The sequence below is a fragment of the Luteibacter sp. TLI7-4A genome (genome assembly GCF_056754745.1).
The window spans coordinates 1,922,300-1,943,024 of record NZ_JBPGWO010000001.1 but is presented as its reverse complement, the minus strand read 5'-3'; the positions used below and the strand labels follow the sequence as shown (position 1 = coordinate 1,943,024).

The following is a 20,725-nucleotide window of genomic DNA, read 5'->3' as shown; positions in this document are numbered from 1 at the left end:
TGGGAGCCGACCCTGTCGGCGATCCCCACCGCCCAGCGCGCGCCCGGAAAACCAAAGGAGATCCATCATGCGCCGAGCCCTACTGGCTACCGCCCTCGCGGCAGGCCTCATCCCCGCCGCCCATGCCGTCGAAGGCATGTGGCAGCCGGCCCAGTTGCCGAAGATCGCCACCATGCTGAAACAGCATGGCCTGAAGCTCGATCCGACCACGCTCACCGACCTCACCGCCTATCCCATGGGTGCCATCGTGAGCCTCGGCGGCTGCACGGCCTCCTTCGTTTCGCCCGATGGCCTGGTCGTCACCAATCACCATTGCGGCTACGGCGCACTGCAGTACAACTCCACGAAGGAAAAGAACCTCATCGAGCAGGGCTTCCTCGCGAAGACCTTCGCGGAGGAACTGCCCGGTTCGCCCGACATGCGCGTCTTCGTCACCGAAGAGATCCGTGACGTCAGCCGGGACGTGACCGCGAAGCTCACCCCGGCGATGACCGGCCAGCAACGCTACGACGCCATCGATCTCGCCAAGAAGACGCTGGTGAAGGAGTGCGAGACCGACGGATATCGTTGCGATGTGTACACCTTCCACGGCGGCTACAGCTATCAGCTGATCAGGCAGCTCGAAATCAAGGACGTGCGCCTGGTTTACGCACCGCCCGAGTCCATCGGCAAGTTCGGCGGCGATGTCGACAACTGGATGTGGCCACGCCACACCGGCGACTTCAGTTACCTGCGCGCCTATGTGTCGAAGGACGGCAAGTCGGCCACGTATGCCAAGGACAACGTGCCCTACCATCCCAGGCACGTCATCAAGCTCAACCCGCAAGGCGTGGAGGAAGGCGACTATGTGATGGTCGTGGGCTACCCGGGCAGGACGAACCGGTACCGTCTCGCCCAGGAGGTGAGCAGCGCGATCGACTGGCAGTACCCGACCCAGATCAAGCTCTACCAGGAGCAACTCGACACCATCGCGGCGAACGGCAAGGTCAACCCCGACGTCACGGTGAAATACGCCAGCCTCGTCGCCGGCCTGAACAATTACTTGAAGAACTTCGGCGGCCAGCTGGAGGGCCTGCGCCGCGCCGATGCGGTCGCGGTGAAGCAGAAGCAGGAAGCCGATCTCGACGCATGGTTGAAGAAGCAGGGCGGCGCGGAGAACCAGGCACTCGTCGTCGACATCGCCGAACTCAAGGCCAAGCTCGCCACCTACCAGGCCACCCGCGAGCGCGATGTCGACCTCGCCCTCATCTCGCGCACCCAGCTCTTCGCCAGCGGTGTACGCCTTGCCCGTCTCGCCGACGAACGCACCAAGCCGGACATGGAACGCGAGGCGGGTTACCAGCAGCGCGACGAGGTACGCATCGAGGGCGCGCTGAAGCAGATGGAACGCCGCTACGACGCGAAGACCGACCAGGACTTGCTGGTCAACGCACTCGTTCGTTACGTCGGCTTGCCGAAGGACCAGCGCCTGCCGGCGCTCGATACCTGGCTCGCCGGCGCATCGACGCGTTCGGCCATCCAGGGCAAGGTGTCGGCGCTCTACAAGGGCAGCAAGCTCGGCGACACGGCCGAGCGCATGAAGTGGTTCAAGGCCGACAAGAAGGCGATCGCCGCGAGCGACGACAGCATGCTGAAGCTGGCCAATGCGGTGCTGCCCGAGTTGAAGAAGATCGAAAACGAAGAAGAGGCCCAGGATGGCGAACTGGCCCGGCTGCGTCCACGCTACATGCAGGCGATCATCGCGTGGAAGGAGTCGCAGGGCCTGCCGGTGTATCCGGATGCCAACAGCTCGCTTCGGGTGACCTTCGGCAACGTGCAAGGCGTCGCTCCGCGTGACGGCGTGAGCTACGCGCCCTTCACCACGGCCGAGGGCATCGTCGAGAAGAACACCGGCGAAGAGCCGTTCAACGCACCCAAGGCCGAGATCGATGCGATCAAGGCGAAGGCCTTCGATGGCTACGCGTCGAAGAAGCTCGGCACGCTGCCGGTCGACTTCCTCGCCGACCTCGACATCACCGGGGGTAACTCGGGCTCGCCTTCGCTCGACGCGCAGGGCCGTCTCGTCGGCCTCGCCTTCGACGGCAACTGGGAGTCGGTCAGCGGCGACTGGCTGTTCAACCCGAAGCTCAACCGCTCGATCCAGGTCGACGTGCGCTACATGTTGTGGGTGATGCACCACCTCGATCACGCCGACAATCTCCTGAAGGAGATGGGCGTTCCAGCGAAATGACCGGCAGTCGCGGGGACCGCACGCCTGTGCGATCCTCGCGGCCATGGCCCGGTCCGACCCCACCGCGAACGAACTCAGCGTAAACGCGTCGCTGGAAACGGCGAGCGTTTCCGTGCGCAACGTGGTCTGCCACGGCGGGTGCGCGCATCGCGGCCCCGAGGAATGCGCGGCGTCCACCTACCTCGTGTTCCCTTACCGCGGGCTCTACGTGCGCCACGTTGGCAGCGACCAGGCCGTCGCCGACGCCAACCACGTGGTGTTCTTCAATGCCGACGAGGGCTACCGGATCGCTCATCCGGTGGAGGGAAGCGACGCCAGTCTTTCGGTCCAGGTGGCCGCGCCTCTGCTGGAGGAACTCGCTCCTGCCAGCTTGCTGGAGCAGGGACCGGTATCCGGTTTCCGCGCCCATCATCGGCGCATCGATCCCGGCGCCCAGGCCATGGTGGCCTTGCTCCGGCACAGGTTGGAGCAGGGGACGATGGAACCGCTGGAGGCGGAGACCCTGTTGCTGAACCTGGTCGGCCGCAGCCTCGGCCCGCGGACCTCGCACGCACCGGAGGCCACGCAGGGCCAGCGGCGCCTGGCCGACCGGGTGAAGGTGTTGCTGGCCAGCGACGTGTCGCGTCGCTGGTCGTTGGCCGACGTCGGTGCGGAAATAGGCGCGTCGCCGGTGTATCTCACCCAGGTGTTCCAGCGCGTGGAAGGCATGCCGCTGTATCGCTACCAGTTGCGGCTCCGCCTGGCCCGTGCGCTGGACCTGATGGCCACGCAAGACGATCTCTCGGCCCTCGCGGCGGACCTGGGTTTTTCCAGCCACAGCCATTTCACGGCCGTGTTTCGCCAAGCCTATGGCCAATCCCCCGCGGATTTCCGCCGCTCGGCCCGTCGCGCCTGACGGCCACTGAATTTCCCGGTGGGAGCCCCGACCCTGCCGGCGATCCCGCGGCAGCGGGCGGCGTGGGGCAGAGCCGTCGGCCGCCACCCTCGTCGCTCCGGTTACACCGTCGCTCGGGAAAGGAAGCCGCTGCGCGGCCATGTCTTATGGCTGGCGCCCCGTCGCGCCCGTCGCGCCGGGCGGGGTTTCCGACTCGCCTTCCATGGCTCGGCGGAAACGGCCGGCCGTCCAGGCCGGCCCCCTGACGGGCCTTTTCGCCCGTCGCTCCTCGGTTCCACAAGTCGCGACGAGGGTGGCGGCCGACGGCTCTCCCAGGCACTGAGGTGTTGCGTGGCACAAGCAACGCCCGCGACTCGGGTGGATGCCCTCTCCGTGTGACCCCCCACGCGGGTGGGAAGCGGGCTGGCCCGCGATTCGCCACCCTGTTTCGAGCGAATGAGGCCGTGCATCGCAACCGAGCGAGCGGTGACACGCCTCGCCCGATCATCGCAAGGCCTCCTTCGCTACCGGAGGGGTTGAGGACTCGCGGGCCAGCCCGCTTCCCACCCGGGTGCGGCACGCGACACGTGGCGAGCGTCGCTCTTTCCCACCAACCCACCCCAGGGTCGAGAGAGCTGCCGGGCGCCACCCTCGGCGCGACATTAGGAGCCGAGGACGGGCGGGCGGACAAGGCCCGCAGGGGGCCGGCCAGGGACGGCCGGCCGTTTCCGCTGAGCCAGGAGGGCGAATCGGAAACCCCCGCCCGACCGTCCGAGCCCGCCGGGGCGCAGCCATCAAACACGGCCGCGCAGCGGCATCCTTGCCCAAGGGACGGCGACTACCGTCGCGCCGAGGGTGGCGCCCGGCAGCTCCCCCGCCACGCACACGACGAATGCGAGGGCGAAGCCGAGCCCGATACAGTACATAACGCGCAAGAACCTAAATTTTCCGACAGCCGTAGAGTCGGCGGCATGGTCTGCTTCACCAGCCCCGTTGGGTGGGCAGCAAAGGAGACATCGTCGTGGGTAATGGGCATATCGGCATCGACCGCCGTTCTTTCATGAAGCTAGCCGCGGGAACGCTGGCGGCCGGCGTGGTGGCGGCGTGCGCACCCGGCATGGGCCGGATGGCCTTGAACGAGGACATGGACGCGCGGCGGTTCAACGCGGCGAGGACATTCGCCCGTACGTCGTTCGGCAACATCGCCTACGTCGAACAAGGAAGCGGTGACGCCGCGCTCTTCCTGCACGGCTTTCCGCTCAACGGGTTCCAGTGGCGTGGCGTGCTGCCACGGCTGGCGGGCGTCCGTCGCTGCATCGCACCCGACTTCCTCGGCCTCGGATACACCGAGGTGGCCCCGGGCCAAAGCGTGGCGCCCGTGGCACAAGCGGACATGCTGGTGGCTTTCATGGACAGCCTCGGCATCGCCCGGTTCGATGTCGTGGCGAACGACAGCGGCGGCGCGGTCGCGCAGCTGTTGGCGACACGCTATCCGCAACGCGTACGCAGCCTGTTGCTGACCAACTGCGATACCGAACACGAATGCCCACCTCCGGCGATGGCGCCGGTGATCGCCATGTCGCACGAAGGCACGTACGTCGATCGCTGGTTGCGGCCATGGCTGGCGGACAAGGCGCTGGCGCGCTCGCCCGAGGGCTTGGGTGGCATGACCTTCACGTATCCCGGTCATCCCACCGACGAAGCCATCGACATGTACCTGGCACCCCTGGTGGCGCATCCCGGGCGCACGCACGCCTATGCGCTGGCGCTGGAGGAAAACTCGCTGGCGGGCATCGGCCCGAAACTCGCCCGCAGTCCCGTACCGATGCGTGTCGTGTGGGGCATGGCCGATCCCATCTTCTCGCCCGCGGGCGCGGAGTACCTCGACCGTGCATTCAAGCACTCGCACGGCGTGCGCCGCATACCGAACGGGAAACTCTTCTTCCCCGAAGAATTTCCCGATGTCATCGCCGCCGAGGCCCGGCGACTCTGGGCGGTGTCATAGGAACCCGAAACTGAGGCTGGAGAAGTCCGTTTCATAGTCGGCCTCGGCATCCGTCGGCAGGGCGCGTATCCAGATCGTGTTGAGCAACCAGCGTCCCGAGGTGGGCATGGCGAAGGACGCCCGGCCCGCCGCGTCGGTAACGTGCACCTCGACGGGTGCGTCGTCGTGATCGAGGTTCGTGAATTTCACCGTGGCGCCTGGAAGGGCATGCCCCCGATAGAGGACGCGCACAGGTAGCGTGCGAGAGCGGGGCAGGGCGTAGGGATTGACGTCGGGAACGATTTCAAGCGCGAGGCCCAGAGGTGCCGTCACGGTGGCTTGTGCCGTGGCATCGAACAGACCGGCTTGCATGATCACCTTCGCATGACGGCTGTAGATTTCCGTCTCGTCCACGTCCATGCGATCGTCCCGCCGACGCCGTTCCAGCGCCGGCGTCAGGCCTTCCACCGTCAGGTAATCGTTGAAGCGCAACGACGGAAGATGGCTCTGCGCGCCGTTGTCGGTTTCCAATGCGACGAGGTAAGTGCCGGCGCGCGGCAGCGCGACGTCACCGTCACCGGTCACGTCTCCCAGGTGTAGCGCACCGCGAAGGTCCACGCGCTGGTCCGACGGCCCGAAGACCTGGAAGCGCACGATGCGTTGCGGCGCGATGGGCGAACGCTGGCGGTAGGGCCCATGGCCGACCTGTAGCGTGAGCGGCGTCGCTTGGGCGGCCCGTACCTGGAACGCTTGTGGCTGTACCCAGAAATCGTGGGCGTGTACCGCGCCCGTGGCGAGTAGCAGCATCGACAGGCAGCGACGGCCCATGGGCGATGAACGATGACGAGACATGGCCAGGCCTATTCGAGGTGATCGGGCTCGTAGCCCGGGGTGACGGGTAAGAACGAGAGCGTCGCGACGAGCAGGGCGATCGCGAGGAACCAACTCGCCACGACCCGCAATGCCATGCGCATGCCGCGGTACTTCGATGGCTGGTGACGAGCCACGATCACGCTGGTCAGCGCCACCACGAGGCCGACGGCGAGCGAAAGAGCCGCTAGCGACGCGTGCATCCCGTTCATGCCCTGGCGGCCTGCATGATGAAATGCGCACCCGTCACGGCGATGCCGATGCCGATAGCGCGCAATGCCAGCATGCCCCGCGGCCATCGCGCGGCCACGCCGAGCCCGATGCCCAGGATGTGCAGCGAGCCCGTCGCCAGTACGAACCCCGTGCTGTAGCCGATCGGGTCCGCCGCTGAAGGCAGTTCCTTGCCATGTGCGTACCCATGGAAGAGGCCGAACACGGCGACGACGATCATCGCCATGCCCACGCCGGGCCGGAGTGCGCAGGCGATGCAAAGGCCGAGCGCGCACACCGAAAGCGCGATGCCCCATTCCACCGGTGGCAACGGCACGCCGGCCATGCCGAGCATCGCACCCAGCACCATCACGCCGGGAAAGACCATCGGCAACAGGTACACCAGAGGTTCGCCGAGCACGGCGCCCCATAGTCCCACCGACACCATGGCGAGCAGGTGATCCATGCCGCCGAAGGGGTGCGCGAAACCGGCACCGAAGCCGCCCGCCAAGCCGGTGCCGGCATGCGCGATGGCGGGGTTGGCGTACGACAACGTCGACACCGCCATGCAGACGAGGACGACGAACGAAGCGCGCGGGTCATTCATGGTAGTCGGCCGCGGCGCTCGATGCCGTGGTGGGTGCGGCGTGCGCGGGACGGGCGTCGGCTGCCGCTGCGAGGAACGGGAATCGCGTCGTGGAATGGGTGCGATCGTCGCGATGGACGCCGTCGTCGATGCGGCCGAGGTCGCCCGCCGCGAGCAATGACCGGTAGATGTTCGACGCATCGTAGTTCGGCGTACGGCCGCCGCAGTCGGCGGCGAGATCGTGGCGACCGGAGAGCCGGGCCAACTCCACGGCGAAGAGTGTCGTGCACCTCGTCGACGCGCTGTTCACCCATAACCGATCGTCGGCCAGCAACGTCGCCAACCGGCGATAGCGCAGCCCCGGCGCCGCGTGCATGTCCGCGAGCCACTGATTACCGCGCACGCCGTCGTAGCCATCGTAGAGGCCGAGCGTGCGCTGGATGTCTCCGATGAATTGCGCGGCGCGTGCCGGTTCGGCGCGGTTGTAACGTTCCTTGAGGCGGTCGCCCCGGGCTTCGTCGAGTGGCGACAGCAAGGCGTTGCCTGTGAGCGGGCGGCCTGCGCGGTCGATGCGGCCGTGCGGCGATGCGGTCTCTCCCCACACCGCGAGCAGCGGGCCGCCACCGTTCACCAGTCCGAGATCCACTGTCACGACGATGCATGCAGGTATCCATCCCGCGAGGAAGTTCTGGCCCGGGCCACCGTCGGTCTGGTGCCACTCCTTGCGGATCGACGCCACCGTGGCGGCGTCGAACTGCGGAAATCCGTCGGCGTCGACGGGCGTTCCGTGTTCGAGCGCACGCGCCGCCACGTCGAACGCGCTCCGGGAACCCTTCACGTTGTTGAAGAAGGGATCGTCGCGGCGGCCTGCGAATACCCTGAGGCGCCCGCTATGGGACGCGAAGCCATCCGTCGAGTCGACCAGGCCTCCGGCGTGCTCGTCGGCGACGCTGCATTCGCCGACATACGAGGCACTGAAGCGACAGGTCACATCGGTGGTCCTGGTCGTGGCGCCGAAGGCCTTGCCGCTGTCGACGTGGAAGGTGTAGCCGATGGCGTCGGAGAAGCTATGGCCGACGATCGTCATGACCAGGTTCAGGTGATGGCCGTCCGAGGATGTCCAGGCGTAGATGTCGCCGATGTCCGCGCGCGGATCGGCGGCGACCGTGGGTGTATCGAGGTGGTCCGAGGCGTAGGCGCTGGAGGCCTGCACGAGGGAAATGGTCGCCGCGACGAGCGACACGATGGCGAGGGGAAGACGCAGGTTTCGCATGGGAGCCGTACCAGAATGGACTGGTGGCAGTACACCCGAACCCGTTATCGGCGGCTGTCGGAATCTTTAGCGATCCGCACGGCGTGGTCTGGTCCTCGGACTTCCTTCTGAAGACGCATGGCACGACATATCCACACGCCGTGTGGATACTCGATGCATAACCGTGTGGACAAGTCCGATTCGCCCATGCGTGGCGACCACTTGCGTCGTGCTGATCACTTCGTGACCACGCACGCCGGAAGCGCATCGCGATATCCACAGCGTGTGTGGATACTCACTGCATAAGCATGTGGACAACTCCATTCCGTCCTTTGGTGGCATGGACTTGCGTTGCGCTGCTCAAGAACTGACCAGGGCGATGGTCATCCGTGACTGCGACGATATCCACAGCTGGTGTGGGTAATCGCTGCATAACCGTGTGGATAACTGCGCTTGCCCCTTGCGTGGCGTGCACTTGCGTCGCGCTGGTCAAACCTTGGCCGCCGTTATCACCGCATGTCGCCCGGGTGCGCTAACCTTGCGATCGTTCGATCGCCCACCGCGTGCATGATTTTCGACAATCGCCCCCTTGCCGTCTTCCTGATGGGCCCGACCGCATCGGGCAAGACGGCACTCGCCTGCGCGCTGGCGGATCGCTTTCCCGTCGGGTTGGTGAGTGTCGATTCGGCGCTGGTCTATCGCGGCCTGGATATCGGTTCGGCGAAGCCCGATGCCGCCACGCTCGCTCGCTACCCGCATGCCCTGGTCGACATCCGCGATCCCGCGCAACCTTATTCGGCGGCGGACTTCCGTGAGGACGCGTTGGCGGCGATGCAGCGCATCACCGGCGAGGGGAGGGTGCCGCTTCTGGTCGGCGGGACCGGGCTTTACTTCCGCGCCCTTCAGCGTGGCTTGTCCGACCTGCCCGAGGCCGATCCGGCGTTGCGTGAACGGCTCGCGGCCGAGGCCGGGTCCATCGGTTGGGCGGCCATGCACGCCCGCATGGCCGCCCTCGATCCGGTGGCGGGTGCGCGGATTCGGCCAGGCGACGCGCAACGGATCCAGCGCGCGCTGGAGGTCATGGCACTCAGCGGGCGCCCCCTGAGCGAGTTGCAACAGGGCGGCACGGCGATCCGCTTTCCCTGGAGGGTCCTCAAGCTCGCGTTGCTGCCGGTGGACCGGAAGCCCTTGCACGAGCGCATCGCGCTCCGCTTCGATGCCATGCTGGCCGAGGGCTTCCTCGACGAGGTTCGCCGCCTGAGGGCCCGTGGCGACCTCCATCCGGACCTGCCGGCGATCCGCGCGGTCGGCTACCGGCAGGCCTGGGAGTACCTGGATGGCCAGGGGGATGCCACGGACTTCCGCAACCGTGGTATCTATGCCACTCGTCAACTCGCCAAACGCCAGATCACCTGGCTGCGTGGCGAGTTCGACGCGCGTACGTTCGACCCGGACCGGGGGGATCCGTTGCCCGAGGCCGCGCGTGCGGTGGAACAGTTCGTCGGAATGCCGAGATCGTCACGATCTTAAGCTACCAGCGGGCGTTTAAAAGCAGTTAAGATTCAAGACACTTGGGCTGGGGCGTCGCAAGGCGTTTTTTACCCGGACCCGTACGAGAGGCGTAGGGGAGAAGAAGAATGTCCAAAGGGCAATCGTTGCAGGATCCGTTTCTGAATGCGCTGCGGCGCGAGCGCGTGCCGGTCGCCATTTACCTGGTGAACGGCATCAAGCTGCAAGGCACGATCGAGTCGTTCGACCAGTTCGTGGTGCTCCTGCGCAACCAGGTGAGCCAGATGGTGTACAAGCACGCCATTTCGACGGTGGTGCCGAGCCGGAACGTCCGGGTCGGCGGGCACGAGAACCACGGCGATGCGGCATCGGGTGACGGCGAGGGTTGAGGGGCCCTGGCTTTGTCCCATATAGGAGTGAGTGGGTGCGCGTATGCTTCCGGCTGCGTGCGCCCCTTCTTTTTCCATGAGGTGATTCCCCTAAGTGTTCGATAGACAAAAGAAAGGCGATCGGGCCATCCTGGTGCTGCCGCATTCGCGGGGCGAGGGCGACGCGATCCGCCGTGGCGAGGAATTCGCCGAACTGGTCGCTTCGGCCGGTGCCGAGATCCTCGCCAGCATTTCGGCCCGCGTCGTCGTGCCGAATCCCCGTTTCTACATCGGTAGTGGCAAGGCGGAGGAAGTCGCCGAAGCCGTTCGTGCGCTCGAGGCCGACCTCGTCCTGGTCGACCACGTGCTCAGCCCGGTGCAGGAGCGCAACCTCGAAAAGCACCTCAAGACCCGGGTGGTGGATCGCGCCGGACTGATCCTGGACATCTTCGCCCAGCGCGCTCGCTCGCACGAAGGCAAGCTCGAGGTCGAACTCGCCCAGCTGAAGCACCTGGCCACGCGCCTGGTGCGCGGCTGGACCCACCTGGACGCCCAGCGCGGCGGTGCCATCGGCAACCGCGGCCCGGGCGAAACCCAGCTGGAAACCGACCGTCGCTTGCTCGCCGAGCGCGTGAAGATGCTGACCAAGCGTCTGGATAAGGTACAGGTCCAGCGCGATCAGCAGCGCCGCGCGCGCCTGCGCAACACCGTGCCGCGCGTGGCCCTGGTCGGCTACACCAACGCGGGCAAGAGCACCCTTTTCAATGCCCTGACCACCGGCGGCGTCTACGCGGCCGACCAGCTGTTCGCCACCCTGGACCCCACCGTGCGCAAGGTCGACGGCCTGTCCTGTGGCCCGGCGGTGATCGCCGACACCGTGGGTTTCATCCGCGAGCTTCCCCATGACCTGGTCGCGGCCTTCCGCGCGACCCTGGCCGAGGCGCGCGACGCCGACCTCCTGATCCACGTCAGCGACGCCGCGGACGAGGAGCGCGAGCTGCTGGCCCGGGTGGTGAACGAGGTACTGGAGGAAATCGGTGCCGGCGACGTGCCCCAGCTGTCGGTGATGAACAAGGTCGACCTCGTCGACATGGCGCCGCGGATCGATCGTGGCGACGACGGCAAGCCGCGCCAGGTCTGGCTTTCGGCCGCCACGGGTGCCGGCGTGGACGGCTTGCGCGAGGCGCTGGGCGAATTGCTCGGTGGCGACCGCATCCGGGCGGGTCTTGAGCTTCCTCTCAGCGCCGGACGCCTGCATGCGCGGCTCAAGGCGGCGGGAGCGATCGCGGGTGAGGCCGTGGACGAGCACGGTTGGCACCTCGACATCGACGCGCCGCGATCCGTGCTGGCGCCCCTGTTGGGCGACGACGTGCACGCGGGCTCCCTGCGCGCACTGATCGATCCACCCCACGCCCGTTACTGATCGAGCACTCATCGGTACCCATCTGATAGAATTCACAGCGTTTGCGTGCCCTATCGGCGCGGCGAAGGGCGCTTGTGCGTCCGACGTCCATCCCCCGCCGCGGCGGGTCCACCTCAAGGCTTGCCAGCCGCCCACCCTCCGGTCCCCGAAGGAGACTGTCGCCCATGGCTTGGAACGAACCCGGTAACGGCCAGAAGGATCCCTGGAACCGCAACCGGTCGAGCGGGCGCAAGCCCGACATCGACGCGGCGATCAAGAGCCTCAGGGCCCGGTTGGGCAAGTTCGGCGCGGGCAGCGGCGGTGTCTTCGCCATCGTGCTGGTCTTCATCGTGGCCTGGCTGCTGGTCTCCAGCTACACGGTCATCGATGCCCGCCAGGTCGGCGTGGTGCTGCGCTTCGGCCAGTTTTCGCGCATCCTGCCGCCGGGTTTCCATCTCAAGGCGCCCAGCCCGGTAGAGACCGTGACCAAGGTCGAAACGACCCAGGTGCGCTCGGTCTCGGACAACGTCTCGATGCTCACCCGCGACGAGAACATCATCGCGATCGACTTCAACGTGCAGTACCAGGTGTCCGACGCCCGGAAGTTCCTCTACTCGAACGCCGACCGCGAAGAGAACACCATCCACAACGCGGCCGAGGCCGCGGTGCGCTCGGTGGTCGGCGCGAACATCATGGACAACATCCTCACCACGCCGGGCGTCGACACGCCGGCGCCGGACCAGGCGCCCGTCACCGGCGTCGCGCCGGCGGCGAAGGAAACCCTGCAGCAGCAGACGCGCGACATTCTCCAGGCCACGCTCGACAAGTACGATGCAGGCATCCTGGTCACCGGCGTCAGCTTCCAGAACGTGTCGCCGCCGAAGGAAGTGAAAGACGCCTTCGACGACGTCAACGCCGCCCGCGAGGACAAGCAGAGCGAAGAGAACAAGGCCCGCGCCTACGAGAGCCAGGTGGTGCCGGTGGCACGTGGCGAAGCCGCGCGCATCGCCGCCGAGGCGGAGGCCGATCGCGTCGAGCGCATCGCCCGCGCCAATGGCGACGTCGAGCGCTTCAACCTGCTGCTCAAGCAATACCGCGCCGCGCCGGATGTCACCCGCCGGCGCCTCTGGCTGGAAACCGTGGAGGAAGTGATGGCCGGCAATCCGAAGGTCGTCGATGGCAGCAACGGCAAGAACATCATCCAGTTGCCGGTCGAGACGAACAACGGCGCGGTACGCAACGTCCCGGGCGTGGGCACGGTCATCCAGTCCGCGACGACGACCGACGCCACTCCGAATCCGTCGCAGGGGAACGCCCAGTGAAGATCGTTTCCGGCCTCATCGTCGTCGCCCTTGTCCTCCTGGGCTTCAACAGCGCCTTCGTCGTGAAGGAAGGCGAGAACGCGCTGCTGCTGCAGTTCGGCCGTATCGTGCGTGCCGATTACCAGCCCGGCCTGCATTTCAAGATTCCGGTGGTCCAGCAGGTGATGCGTTTCGACAATCGCATCCTCGGCCTGGACGCGCAGCCCGAGCGCTATTTCACGCTGGAGAAGAAGAGCGTCAACGTCGACTTCTACGTGAAATGGCGGATCGCCGATAACGCGTCGTACTACCGCGCGACCTCCGGCGAACAAGTGCAGGCGATCCAGCGCCTCACCCCGATCGTGAAGGATGCGCTGCGCTATGAATTCAACGCGCGTCCGCTCGAAGACCTGATCGCCGGTGGCCGCAAGGACATCACCGAGCGCGTGCGCCAGCAGACCGACTCGGTGGCCCGCAAGAACCTCGGCATCGCCATCGTCGACGTGCGGATCAAGCGCATCGACCTGCCCGACGAGGTGAGCGGTTCGGTGTACAAGCGCATGCGTGCCGAGCGCCTGCAACTGGCCAACGAATTGCGTTACACCGGGCAGGAGAGTGCCGAGACGATCCGCGCGGACGCCGATCGCCAGAAGCTGGTGCTGCTGGCCGACGCCAACCGCGAGGCGACCAAGGTCAAGGGCGACGGCGACGCGCAGGCCGCCGCCATCTATGCCCAGGCATACAGCCAGGACCCGGAATTCTTCGCCTTCTACCGCAGCCTCGCGGCCTACCGGAAGGCCTTTGCCGACGGCAAGGGCACCTTCGTGCTGAAGCCCGATTCCGAATTCCTGCGCTACCTCAACGATGGCCCCGGCCGTCCGCGCTGAACCCGATCCACATCGCCCGGCAGGGCACCGCAACTAAAGAGAAGCATCAACATGGGTAAGTCAGTCGTCATTCTCGGCGCGCAATGGGGCGACGAGGGCAAGGGCAAGATCGTCGATCTCCTCACCGAACGTGTCGGCGCCGTCGCGCGTTTCCAGGGTGGCCACAACGCCGGCCATACGCTGGTGATCAAGGGCAAGAAGACCGTCCTGCACCTCATCCCGTCGGGCATCCTGCGCGACGACGCGCTCTGCCTGATCGGCAACGGCGTCGTGCTCTCGCCGGCCGCCTTGATGAGCGAGATCGCCGAACTGGAAGAGCAGGGCGTCGACGTGCGTCCGCGCCTGAAGATCTCGCCGGCCACGCCGCTGATCATGCCGTACCACATCGCCGTCGATAAGGCGCGCGAAGTGGCTTCCGGCGCCAAGGCCATCGGCACCACCGGTCGCGGCATCGGTCCGGCCTACGAGGACAAGGTCGCCCGCCGTTCCATCCGCGTGGCCGACCTCATGTATCCGCACGAGCTGCCGGAGAAGGTCCAGGCCGCCGTGGAATACCACAACTTCGTGCTCACCCAGTGGTTGAAGGCCGAGCCGGTCGACTACCAGACCGTGCTCGACGAAGCGCTCACCTGGGGCGAGTACCTGCGTCCGATGGTCGACGACGTCGCGACCATCCTCCACGACGTCCGTCGCGAGGGTGGCAATATTCTTTATGAAGGCGCGCAGGGCGCGTTGCTCGACATCGACCACGGTACCTATCCCTATGTCACCTCGTCGAACACCACGGTGGGCGGCGCGTTGGCCGGCACCGGCGTCGGTGCGCGTGACATCGACTACGTGCTGGGCATCTGCAAGGCGTACGCCACGCGCGTCGGTGGCGGTCCGTTCCCGACCGAGCTCAACGACGAGATGGGCGAACTCCTGCGCAAGAAGGGCAACGAATTCGGCGCCAGCACGGGCCGTCCGCGCCGCTGCGGCTGGATCGACCTGGTGGCGCTGAAGCGCGCGGTGCAGATCAACGGCATCGACGGCCTCGCCATCACCAAGCTCGACGTCCTCGACGGGCTGGAAAGCATCAAGGTCTGCATCGCGTACGAATACCGCGGCAAGCGTCGTGAACTGGCGCCGCTGGACGCCGACGGCTGGGCCGAGTGCAAGCCGGTCTATCTGGAGTTCCCGGGTTGGGAGGAGTCCACCGCGGGCATCCGCGACTGGAACAAGCTGCCGCCGGCCGCCCGTGCCTACCTGCGCGCGGTGGAAGAGCTCTCGGGCTGCAAGCTGGCCCTGGTCGCCACGGGCGCCGACCGTGACGACACCATCGTCCTGGACGACCCGTTCGGCGGTGACGACAACTGCTGATTTTTTTCGGCATTCGCCCGGGAAAGGATGCCTGTGGGAGCCGACCCTGTCGGCGATCCCGCGGCAGCGGGCCCGGTTGCATGCACGGCTCGGCTTCGCCCTCGCATTGGGCTTGTGCGTGGCGGGGGAGCTGCCGGGCGCCACCCTCGGCGCGACGGTAGTCGCCGTCCCTTGGGCAAGGAAAGCCGCTGGCGCGGCCGTGTTTGATGGCTGCGCCCCTTCGGGCTCGGACGGTCGGGCGGGGGTTTCCGATTCGCCTTCCTGGCTCAGCGGAAACGGCCGGCCATCCCTGGCCGGCCCCCTGCGGGCCTTCTCCGCCCGTCCGTCCTCGGCTCCTAATGTCGCGCCGAGGGTGGCGCCCGGCAGCTCTCTCGACCCTGGGGTGGGTTGGTGGGAAGAGCACCGCTCGCCACGTGTCGCGTGCCGCACCCGGGTGGGAAGCGGGCTGGCCCGCGATTCGCCACCCTAATTTCGAGCGAATGAGGCCATGCATCGCCACCGAGCGAGCGGTGACAAGCCTCGCCCGATCAGTGCAAGGCCTCCTTCGCCACCGGAGGGATTGAGGACTCGCGGGCCAGCCCGCTTCCCACCCGCGTGAGGGCGTTTCACCCGAAGACGGCATCCACCCAGGGACGGCATCCCCCAAGTAGGCGACGTTGCTTTGCTTTTGTCGCACAACACCTCAGTGCTCGGAAGAGCCGTCGGCCGCCACCCTCGGCGCGACTTGTGGAACCGAGGAGCGACGGGCGAAAAGGCCCGTCAGGGGGCCGGCCTGGACGGCCGGCCGTTTCCGCCGAGCCATGGAAGGCGAGTCGGAAACCCCGCCCGGCGCGACGGGCGCGACGGGGCGCCAGCCATAGAACATGGCCGCGCAGCGGCTTCCCTTCCCGAGCGACGGTGTAACCGGAGCGACGAGGGTGGCGGCCGACGGCTCTGCCCCACCACCCCAACCGCGAGGGCGAAGCCGAGCCCGATATCGAACGAAATCAGGAGCGCGCGGAGAACGAAAACGTCAGCTTAGGCGCCGCTTCTGCTCGGCGATGGGTGCTCGCCAAGCCGCCCATCCTCCAACGCATGAAGGTCGATCTCCTTCACCGACACCGGCCGGTAATCCGTGCCGAAGGCGACCTCGCCCAGCCGCCAGCCCGCCTTGCACGTGACCGCGCCCCAGAAGCGGCGAAACGCCGCCCAATGCAGGCCCGTCAGCCCTTTCTCGTTGTCCGCATCCACCATGGGATCGCCCACGCCCGTCGGCCGGATCGGCTCACCATGCAGAGCGGTACCGAACAGGGAATCCCAGATCGAGAAGACCTGGCCGAAGTTGCAGTTGTGCAGCGTGGGGCGATCCGGGTCCATCAGCATGTGATGAAGACGGTGGAACACCGGCGAAACGAACAGGCGATCGAGGACCGGCCCGAAGCGTATACGCACGTTCGCGTGCGAAAAGTTCTGTACCAGTTCTCCCAACAGCATCAACCACGCGAATTCCGTGGGCGCGACGCCGATCAACAGGCCGACGCCCGCCAACACCATCGATTGCAGGAAGCCGTCGACGAGGCTGCCACGGTCGTTGGTCCAGCAACTCATCTGTCGCGTGCTGTGATGCATGCTGTGCAGCGCCCACCACCACGGCAGCGCGTGTTGCAGGCGGTGCATCCAGTAATAGACCAGGTCGTAGATGACGTAGTAGACCAGGAACAGCGCAAGCGGATGGCTGTTCAATGCAGGCACCCAGTGCACGATGCCCAACGGTGAATCGTCGTTGCCTTCCGCGCCGGTCCCACCGAAGGCGTTGCCTATCGGCGTCAGGACCAGGTAGCTGAACATCGGGAAGATCCCGAGCAGCATCATCAGAGTGTATTGCCAATCCACGCGCGTGAGCCTGCGGTCCGCCCACGTCTCGGCGGGGATCACCGATTCGAGCGGGCGGAACACCAAGGCGATGATCGCCACCTGGAGGATCGAGATGAGGATCGCCCCCGCGATTTCACGCGGATCGCCGGCCAGGCCGGACAGGTGGAGCAGGGCGAGGAACGGGACGATGGCATGGGCACTCGTCCAGTCGACAAGATGGGACCATCCCGCGAACATGCTGGCTACCTTCGCAAGACCGTGCAGGTGCGCGCGGTCGACACTGCGATTAAGCTGCACGCCTCTTTCGTTGGGCTTTCCGCATGCGCCACATTCCAGGGATCGACGTACGCACTTACGTGGGCAAGGACATCCTGCCCGTGGCCGAGGAATTGTCCGGACTGCGCCAGGCGGTGTTTCGCGACTGGCCTTACCTCTACGACGGCGACCGCTCCTACGAACGGGACTACCTGGCCGCGTATGCCGCGTCGCCGCGCAGCGTGTGTGTCGTCGCGCGCGACGATGCGGGACGCGCGGTGGGTGCTTCCACCGGCATGCCCCTTGCCGACGAAGGCGAGACCTTCCGCAGGCCCTTCGAAGAGCACGGGATAGCACCGGACGACGTGTTCTATTTCGGCGAATCGGTGCTGCTCACGCCGTGGCGTGGACGCGGCATCGGGCATGTCTTCTTCGATGCACGGGAAGCGCACGCGCGCGACGCCGGGGCCTTCCGCTGGACGGCCTTCTGCTCGGTGCGGCGGGAGCCCGGCGATCCACGCAAGCCGGCGACCTACCATCGGAACGACGCGTTCTGGCTCGGGCGGGGCTACAAGCCGGCGATCGACCTGAGTTGCACCTTGTCGTGGAAGGAGGTCGGCACCGACACCGCCACGCCGCACACGCTCGATTTCTGGATGCGTGAACTGGACCGGGAATCCGCATGACGCGCACGCTGGCCGAGTGGCTCGCTTACCAGGAGCGCACGCATCCGCGCGACATCGCGCTGGGCCTGGAGCGCGTGCGCGCGGTTTGGGAGGCGATGGGCGCGCCGCGTCCGGCACCCATCGTGATCACCATCGGCGGTACCAACGGCAAGGGGTCCACGGTGGCCTTGCTGGAGGGCATGCTGCGCGCGGCGGGCTACCGCACGGGGTGTTACACCTCGCCGCACCTCCTTCGATACAACGAGCGTATCCGGATCGATGGCGAGGATGCCGGTGACGACGCGTTGGTCGCTTCGTTCGAAAGGATCGAGGCGGCGCGCGGCGACATCCCGCAGACCTACTTCGAATTCGGCACGTTGGCCGCCATCGACCTGATGGCGCGCGCGTCGCTCGACGTGGCGATCCTCGAGGTGGGACTGGGTGGCCGGCTCGATGCGGTGAACATCGTCGATGCCGATGTCGCGGTCATCACCACGGTCGACCTCGATCACCAGGACTGGCTCGGCGGCGACCGCGACAGCATCGGTCGAGAGAAGGCGGGCATCGCCCGTGCGGGCCGGCCCGCCATCGTCGGTGACCCGGCGCCCCCGGCCGGCCTGCTGCAAGCCCTGCGCGACATCGGCGCCCATGTCGTCCGCGCCGGCGAGGCCTTCACCGTCACCACAAGGGCGGCTACCACGGATTGGCGTTGGACCCACCGGGACGGCACGGCGCTGGACCTGCTCCGGCCGGCCCTCGATGCCCCGGTGCAGGTCGCCAACGCGGCGACGGCCATCGCCGCCATCCACGCCCTCGGCTCCCGGGTGGATGTCTCGTCCGAAGCCATCCGGCATGCCCTCGAACACGTGCATGTGGCTGGTCGCCTCCAGCGGATCGCCGAGCGCCCGCGCACCCTCGTGGATGTCGGGCACAACCCGCAGGCGGCGCGTGCCTTGGCGGCATGGCTTGACGCCGAACCTTCGGCAGGCCGTGTCTTCGCCGTATACGGCGCCCTCGCGGACAAGGACGTGGCGGGTGTCGTCGAGGCCCTGGGGCGTCGGGTCGATGGGTGGTTCCTGGCGGGCCTGGAGCGCGATACGCCGCGCGGCTTGCCTGCCGATGCGATCGCGGCCACCCTCGCCGCCGTGCTCCCGGGTGCTGTCGCACAGGCGTTTCCGGACGTCGCCCGGGCCTGGGCGGCCGCGCGCGACGCCGCTGGCGACGAGGACACCGTGCTGCTTTTCGGCTCCTTCTTCGTCGCAGGCGCCGCCTTGTCCACGGCCACGTGAACGCCGGCACGGCCAAGGCGTCGGGGCAGGTCCATTGCCGGTTATAATCGCCGCGATTCGCTTTGCACCGGTCGTATGGAGCCTTCCTTGAAAACACGCATGCTGGGTGCCGCCGTCCTGATCGCCCTGGCGGTCCTGTTCCTGCCGATGTTGTTCTCAAGCACGCCGCCCAAGTCCGACGCCGACCAGACCGTCAGCCTGGCGATTCCGCCGGCACCGGACCGCGAACTGCAGACGCGCACGCTCGACGTGGCCCCGAACGGTTCGCCGGCGACGGCGAATGGCCCGCAGGCGGCGGGCGCGCCCGCCGGTGCGGCACCACAGCAGCCCGCGCCCGCCGTTTCGGCGCCTGCCGCGAACGTCACCCCGGGCGGCGGCGGCCGCCTCGCCTCGGTGGACATCGCCTCGCGCAAGCCGGCCGACGCCCTGCCGGAAGATTTCGCCAATGCGCCTGCCGCCAGCAAGCCGGCGGCGACCCCGGTGAAGCCGGCAGCCAAGCCTGCCACCACGCCCGTCGTCTCGGCACCGCCGTCCACGCCGGCCGCGGCACCGGCGCTGCCGCCGGGCACCGCCGCTCGGGGCAGCTACAGCATCAACCTCAGTGCCTACGCGGACCGCTCCAAGGCCGACGCCCTCGTGCAGAAGGTGAAGGCGTTGGGCTATCCGGTGAGCACCGCCTCGACCACGCAGGCCGGCAAGTCGCTCACCCGCGTCACCGCCGGGCCGTTCGAATCGCGCGCCGCCGCCGAGACCGCCCGCCTGAAGATCGTCGCCGCGGTGCCCGGCGCCCCGGCCAGCCTGTCGACCAGGGCCGAGACGCAGACCGCCGATACCCCGGCACCGCCGCGGCCGGCCGCCGCCACGCCGGCGCCCGCCGCGGCCACGCCCAGCGTGCCCGCCGCCGCGCCGCGCGCGGGGGGATTCGCCGTCCAGGTCGCCGCGGTCAGCAGCGAGACCGAAGCCACGCGCCTGCGCGACAAGCTGCGCGGCGCGGGCATCCCGGGCTATGTGGATAGCATCGCCTCCAGCGGCGGCGCCAAGTTGTGGCGTGTCCGCGCGGGGCCGCAGACGCAGCGTGACGACGCGGTGCGCCTGAAGGACCAGATCAAGGCCAAGGTGGGCCTCGATGGGGTCGTCGTCCCGGCGCCCTGACGGGCCGGACCGACTCCCATCGTGAATTCGAGGAGCGTCACGTGAATTGGGCCGACTACGTCATCCTTGCCGTACTGTTCATTTCGGTCTTGATCGGCCTCGCCCGCGGCCTCATCTCCGAAGTGCTTTCACTGGTGATCTGGGTGGCCGCGTTCTGGATCGCGTGGTTGTTCGGGCCGGTGGTCGCGCGTTACTTCGAGAGCAGCGTATCGCTGCCGTCGGCGCGGATCGCCATCGGCTACGGCCTGTGCTTCATCTCGGTGTTGCTGGTCGGTGCCGTGTTCCGGTTCCTGATTTCGCGCCTGGTCTCGGGAACCGGGCTGGGTGGCATGGACCGTCTGCTCGGGATGATCTTCGGTCTGGCGCGCGGCGTACTTATCGTGAGCGGCGTGGTGTTCCTGCTGGGCTTCACGCCGTTGCCGAACGAACCGATGTGGCGTGAATCCGCGATGCTGCCGCAGTTCGCCGCGCCGGCCGCATGGCTTGGCCAGCAGGTGCCTGCGAACGTGCGCGAATACATGCACCCGCCGGCGGCGCTGCAGAACATGAAGATGCCGGACGTGAAACTGCCCAGCCGGGAAGAATTGATGAAACTGCGCGACCTGACGATCCCCGCGCAGCCTCCGAAAGATTCGAATGCTCACCCTGCCGCCGCGACCACGGCGGCCTCTTCGTAGA

At 67.2% G+C, this 20,725-nt stretch carries 18 protein-coding genes; 13 read left to right on the top strand and 5 right to left on the bottom strand.

The features are described from left to right. Positions 1–67 precede the first annotated feature (67 nt). The 3 genes from ACR9Y6_RS08550 to ACR9Y6_RS08540 all read left to right on the top strand — a co-directional run bounded on the left by ACR9Y6_RS08550 (position 68) and on the right by ACR9Y6_RS08540 (position 5,109). On the top strand, positions 68–2,230 hold the full coding sequence (locus ACR9Y6_RS08550) for a S46 family peptidase (RefSeq protein ID WP_481280902.1): 2,163 nt from the start codon (positions 68–70) through the stop codon (positions 2,228–2,230). A gap of 43 nt (positions 2,231–2,273) precedes the next feature. Beyond that, positions 2,274–3,125 carry a helix-turn-helix transcriptional regulator gene (locus tag ACR9Y6_RS08545; RefSeq protein WP_481280901.1) on the top strand — a complete coding sequence of 284 codons (852 nt, stop codon included), beginning with the start codon at positions 2,274–2,276 and terminating at the stop codon, positions 3,123–3,125. A 1,000-nt stretch (positions 3,126–4,125) separates the two neighbouring features. After that, positions 4,126–5,109 (top strand): alpha/beta fold hydrolase, encoded by a 984-nt coding sequence (locus ACR9Y6_RS08540; protein ID WP_481280900.1) that lies wholly within the window; start codon positions 4,126–4,128, stop codon positions 5,107–5,109. Here the strand turns inward: ACR9Y6_RS08540 and ACR9Y6_RS08535 are convergent. Genes ACR9Y6_RS08535 through ACR9Y6_RS08520 form a run of 4 tightly spaced genes read right to left on the bottom strand, consistent with a single transcriptional unit; the run spans position 5,104 to position 8,027 of the window. Continuing rightward, complete coding sequence (locus tag ACR9Y6_RS08535; RefSeq protein ID WP_481280899.1) at positions 5,104–5,916, bottom strand: DUF4198 domain-containing protein; 813 nt, start codon at positions 5,914–5,916, stop codon at positions 5,104–5,106. The two genes, ACR9Y6_RS08540 and ACR9Y6_RS08535, sit on opposite strands and share 6 nt — an antisense overlap. A 32-nt stretch (positions 5,917–5,948) precedes the next feature. Beyond that, on the bottom strand, positions 5,949–6,170 hold the full coding sequence (locus ACR9Y6_RS08530) for a hypothetical protein (protein ID WP_481280898.1): 222 nt from the start codon (positions 6,168–6,170) through the stop codon (positions 5,949–5,951). Further along, positions 6,167–6,775: a HupE/UreJ family protein gene (locus tag ACR9Y6_RS08525; RefSeq protein WP_481280897.1), complete on the bottom strand. Its 609-nt coding sequence runs from the start codon at positions 6,773–6,775 to the stop codon at positions 6,167–6,169. The genes ACR9Y6_RS08530 and ACR9Y6_RS08525 overlap by 4 nt, the downstream gene beginning before the upstream one ends. Continuing rightward, positions 6,768–8,027: a hypothetical protein gene (locus ACR9Y6_RS08520; RefSeq protein WP_481280896.1), complete on the bottom strand. Its 1,260-nt coding sequence runs from the start codon at positions 8,025–8,027 to the stop codon at positions 6,768–6,770. Before ACR9Y6_RS08520 ends, ACR9Y6_RS08525 begins: the two co-directional genes overlap by 8 nt. Before the next feature lie 546 nt (positions 8,028–8,573). Here ACR9Y6_RS08520 and miaA point away from each other — a divergent pair. The 6 genes from miaA to ACR9Y6_RS08490 all read left to right on the top strand — a co-directional run bounded on the left by miaA (position 8,574) and on the right by ACR9Y6_RS08490 (position 14,832). Then, positions 8,574–9,536, top strand: a complete 963-nt coding sequence (gene miaA / locus ACR9Y6_RS08515; RefSeq protein ID WP_481280895.1) for a tRNA (adenosine(37)-N6)-dimethylallyltransferase MiaA — start codon at positions 8,574–8,576, stop codon at positions 9,534–9,536. 107 nt (positions 9,537–9,643) lie between these two features. Beyond that, positions 9,644–9,904, top strand: coding sequence for an RNA chaperone Hfq (gene hfq / locus ACR9Y6_RS08510; protein WP_167023080.1), 261 nt, complete (start codon positions 9,644–9,646; stop codon positions 9,902–9,904). 94 nt (positions 9,905–9,998) lie between these two features. After that, the gene (gene hflX / locus ACR9Y6_RS08505; RefSeq protein ID WP_481280894.1) at positions 9,999–11,306 is read left to right on the top strand and encodes a ribosome rescue GTPase HflX; all 1,308 of its coding nucleotides are present in this window, start codon (positions 9,999–10,001) and stop codon (positions 11,304–11,306) included. Positions 11,307–11,470: 164 nt separating this feature from the next. Beyond that, positions 11,471–12,607 (top strand): FtsH protease activity modulator HflK, encoded by a 1,137-nt coding sequence (hflK, locus tag ACR9Y6_RS08500; protein WP_481280893.1) that lies wholly within the window; start codon positions 11,471–11,473, stop codon positions 12,605–12,607. Next, positions 12,604–13,473, top strand: a complete 870-nt coding sequence (hflC, locus tag ACR9Y6_RS08495) for a protease modulator HflC (RefSeq protein ID WP_371024762.1) — start codon at positions 12,604–12,606, stop codon at positions 13,471–13,473. Before hflK ends, hflC begins: the two co-directional genes overlap by 4 nt. A gap of 51 nt (positions 13,474–13,524) precedes the next feature. Next, on the top strand, positions 13,525–14,832 hold the full coding sequence (locus ACR9Y6_RS08490) for an adenylosuccinate synthase (RefSeq protein WP_426287335.1): 1,308 nt from the start codon (positions 13,525–13,527) through the stop codon (positions 14,830–14,832). 1,017 nt (positions 14,833–15,849) lie between these two features. Here the strand turns inward: ACR9Y6_RS08490 and ACR9Y6_RS08485 are convergent. Further along, positions 15,850–16,923, bottom strand: coding sequence for a sterol desaturase family protein (locus ACR9Y6_RS08485; RefSeq protein ID WP_481282707.1), 1,074 nt, complete (start codon positions 16,921–16,923; stop codon positions 15,850–15,852). A gap of 83 nt (positions 16,924–17,006) precedes the next feature. Here ACR9Y6_RS08485 and ACR9Y6_RS08480 point away from each other — a divergent pair, with 83 nt between their 5' ends. From ACR9Y6_RS08480 to ACR9Y6_RS08465, 4 genes are all read left to right on the top strand, one after another. Further along, positions 17,007–17,627, top strand: a complete 621-nt coding sequence (locus ACR9Y6_RS08480) for a GNAT family N-acetyltransferase (RefSeq protein WP_481280892.1) — start codon at positions 17,007–17,009, stop codon at positions 17,625–17,627. Beyond that, positions 17,624–18,895 (top strand): bifunctional tetrahydrofolate synthase/dihydrofolate synthase, encoded by a 1,272-nt coding sequence (gene folC, locus ACR9Y6_RS08475; protein ID WP_481280891.1) that lies wholly within the window; start codon positions 17,624–17,626, stop codon positions 18,893–18,895. Before ACR9Y6_RS08480 ends, folC begins: the two co-directional genes overlap by 4 nt. Positions 18,896–18,982: 87 nt before the next feature. Continuing rightward, a complete protein-coding gene (locus ACR9Y6_RS08470; protein WP_481280890.1) occupies positions 18,983–20,047 on the top strand; it encodes an SPOR domain-containing protein in 1,065 nt (354 codons plus the stop codon). Between the two features lie 41 nt (positions 20,048–20,088). Next, positions 20,089–20,724: a CvpA family protein gene (locus ACR9Y6_RS08465; RefSeq protein WP_481280889.1), complete on the top strand. Its 636-nt coding sequence runs from the start codon at positions 20,089–20,091 to the stop codon at positions 20,722–20,724. Position 20,725 lies beyond the last annotated feature (1 nt).

Bases quoted from the DNA above. Each gene is read 5' to 3' on its own strand.
- ACR9Y6_RS08550 (WP_481280902.1), top strand. From the start codon at position 68: ATGCGCCGAGCCCTACTGGCTACCGCCCTCGCGGCAGGCCTCATCCCC.
- ACR9Y6_RS08545 (WP_481280901.1), top strand. From the start codon at position 2,274: ATGGCCCGGTCCGACCCCACCGCGAACGAACTCAGCGTAAACGCGTCG.
- ACR9Y6_RS08535 (WP_481280899.1), bottom strand. From the start codon at position 5,916: ATGGGCCGTCGCTGCCTGTCGATGCTGCTACTCGCCACGGGCGCGGTA.
- ACR9Y6_RS08530 (WP_481280898.1), bottom strand. From the start codon at position 6,170: ATGAACGGGATGCACGCGTCGCTAGCGGCTCTTTCGCTCGCCGTCGGC.
- ACR9Y6_RS08525 (WP_481280897.1), bottom strand. From the start codon at position 6,775: ATGAATGACCCGCGCGCTTCGTTCGTCGTCCTCGTCTGCATGGCGGTG.
- ACR9Y6_RS08520 (WP_481280896.1), bottom strand. From the start codon at position 8,027: ATGCGAAACCTGCGTCTTCCCCTCGCCATCGTGTCGCTCGTCGCGGCG.
- miaA (WP_481280895.1), top strand. From the start codon at position 8,574: ATGATTTTCGACAATCGCCCCCTTGCCGTCTTCCTGATGGGCCCGACC.
- hfq (WP_167023080.1), top strand. From the start codon at position 9,644: ATGTCCAAAGGGCAATCGTTGCAGGATCCGTTTCTGAATGCGCTGCGG.
- hflK (WP_481280893.1), top strand. From the start codon at position 11,471: ATGGCTTGGAACGAACCCGGTAACGGCCAGAAGGATCCCTGGAACCGC.
- ACR9Y6_RS08490 (WP_426287335.1), top strand. From the start codon at position 13,525: ATGGGTAAGTCAGTCGTCATTCTCGGCGCGCAATGGGGCGACGAGGGC.
- ACR9Y6_RS08485 (WP_481282707.1), bottom strand. From the start codon at position 16,923: ATGTTCGCGGGATGGTCCCATCTTGTCGACTGGACGAGTGCCCATGCC.
- ACR9Y6_RS08480 (WP_481280892.1), top strand. From the start codon at position 17,007: ATGCGCCACATTCCAGGGATCGACGTACGCACTTACGTGGGCAAGGAC.
- folC (WP_481280891.1), top strand. From the start codon at position 17,624: ATGACGCGCACGCTGGCCGAGTGGCTCGCTTACCAGGAGCGCACGCAT.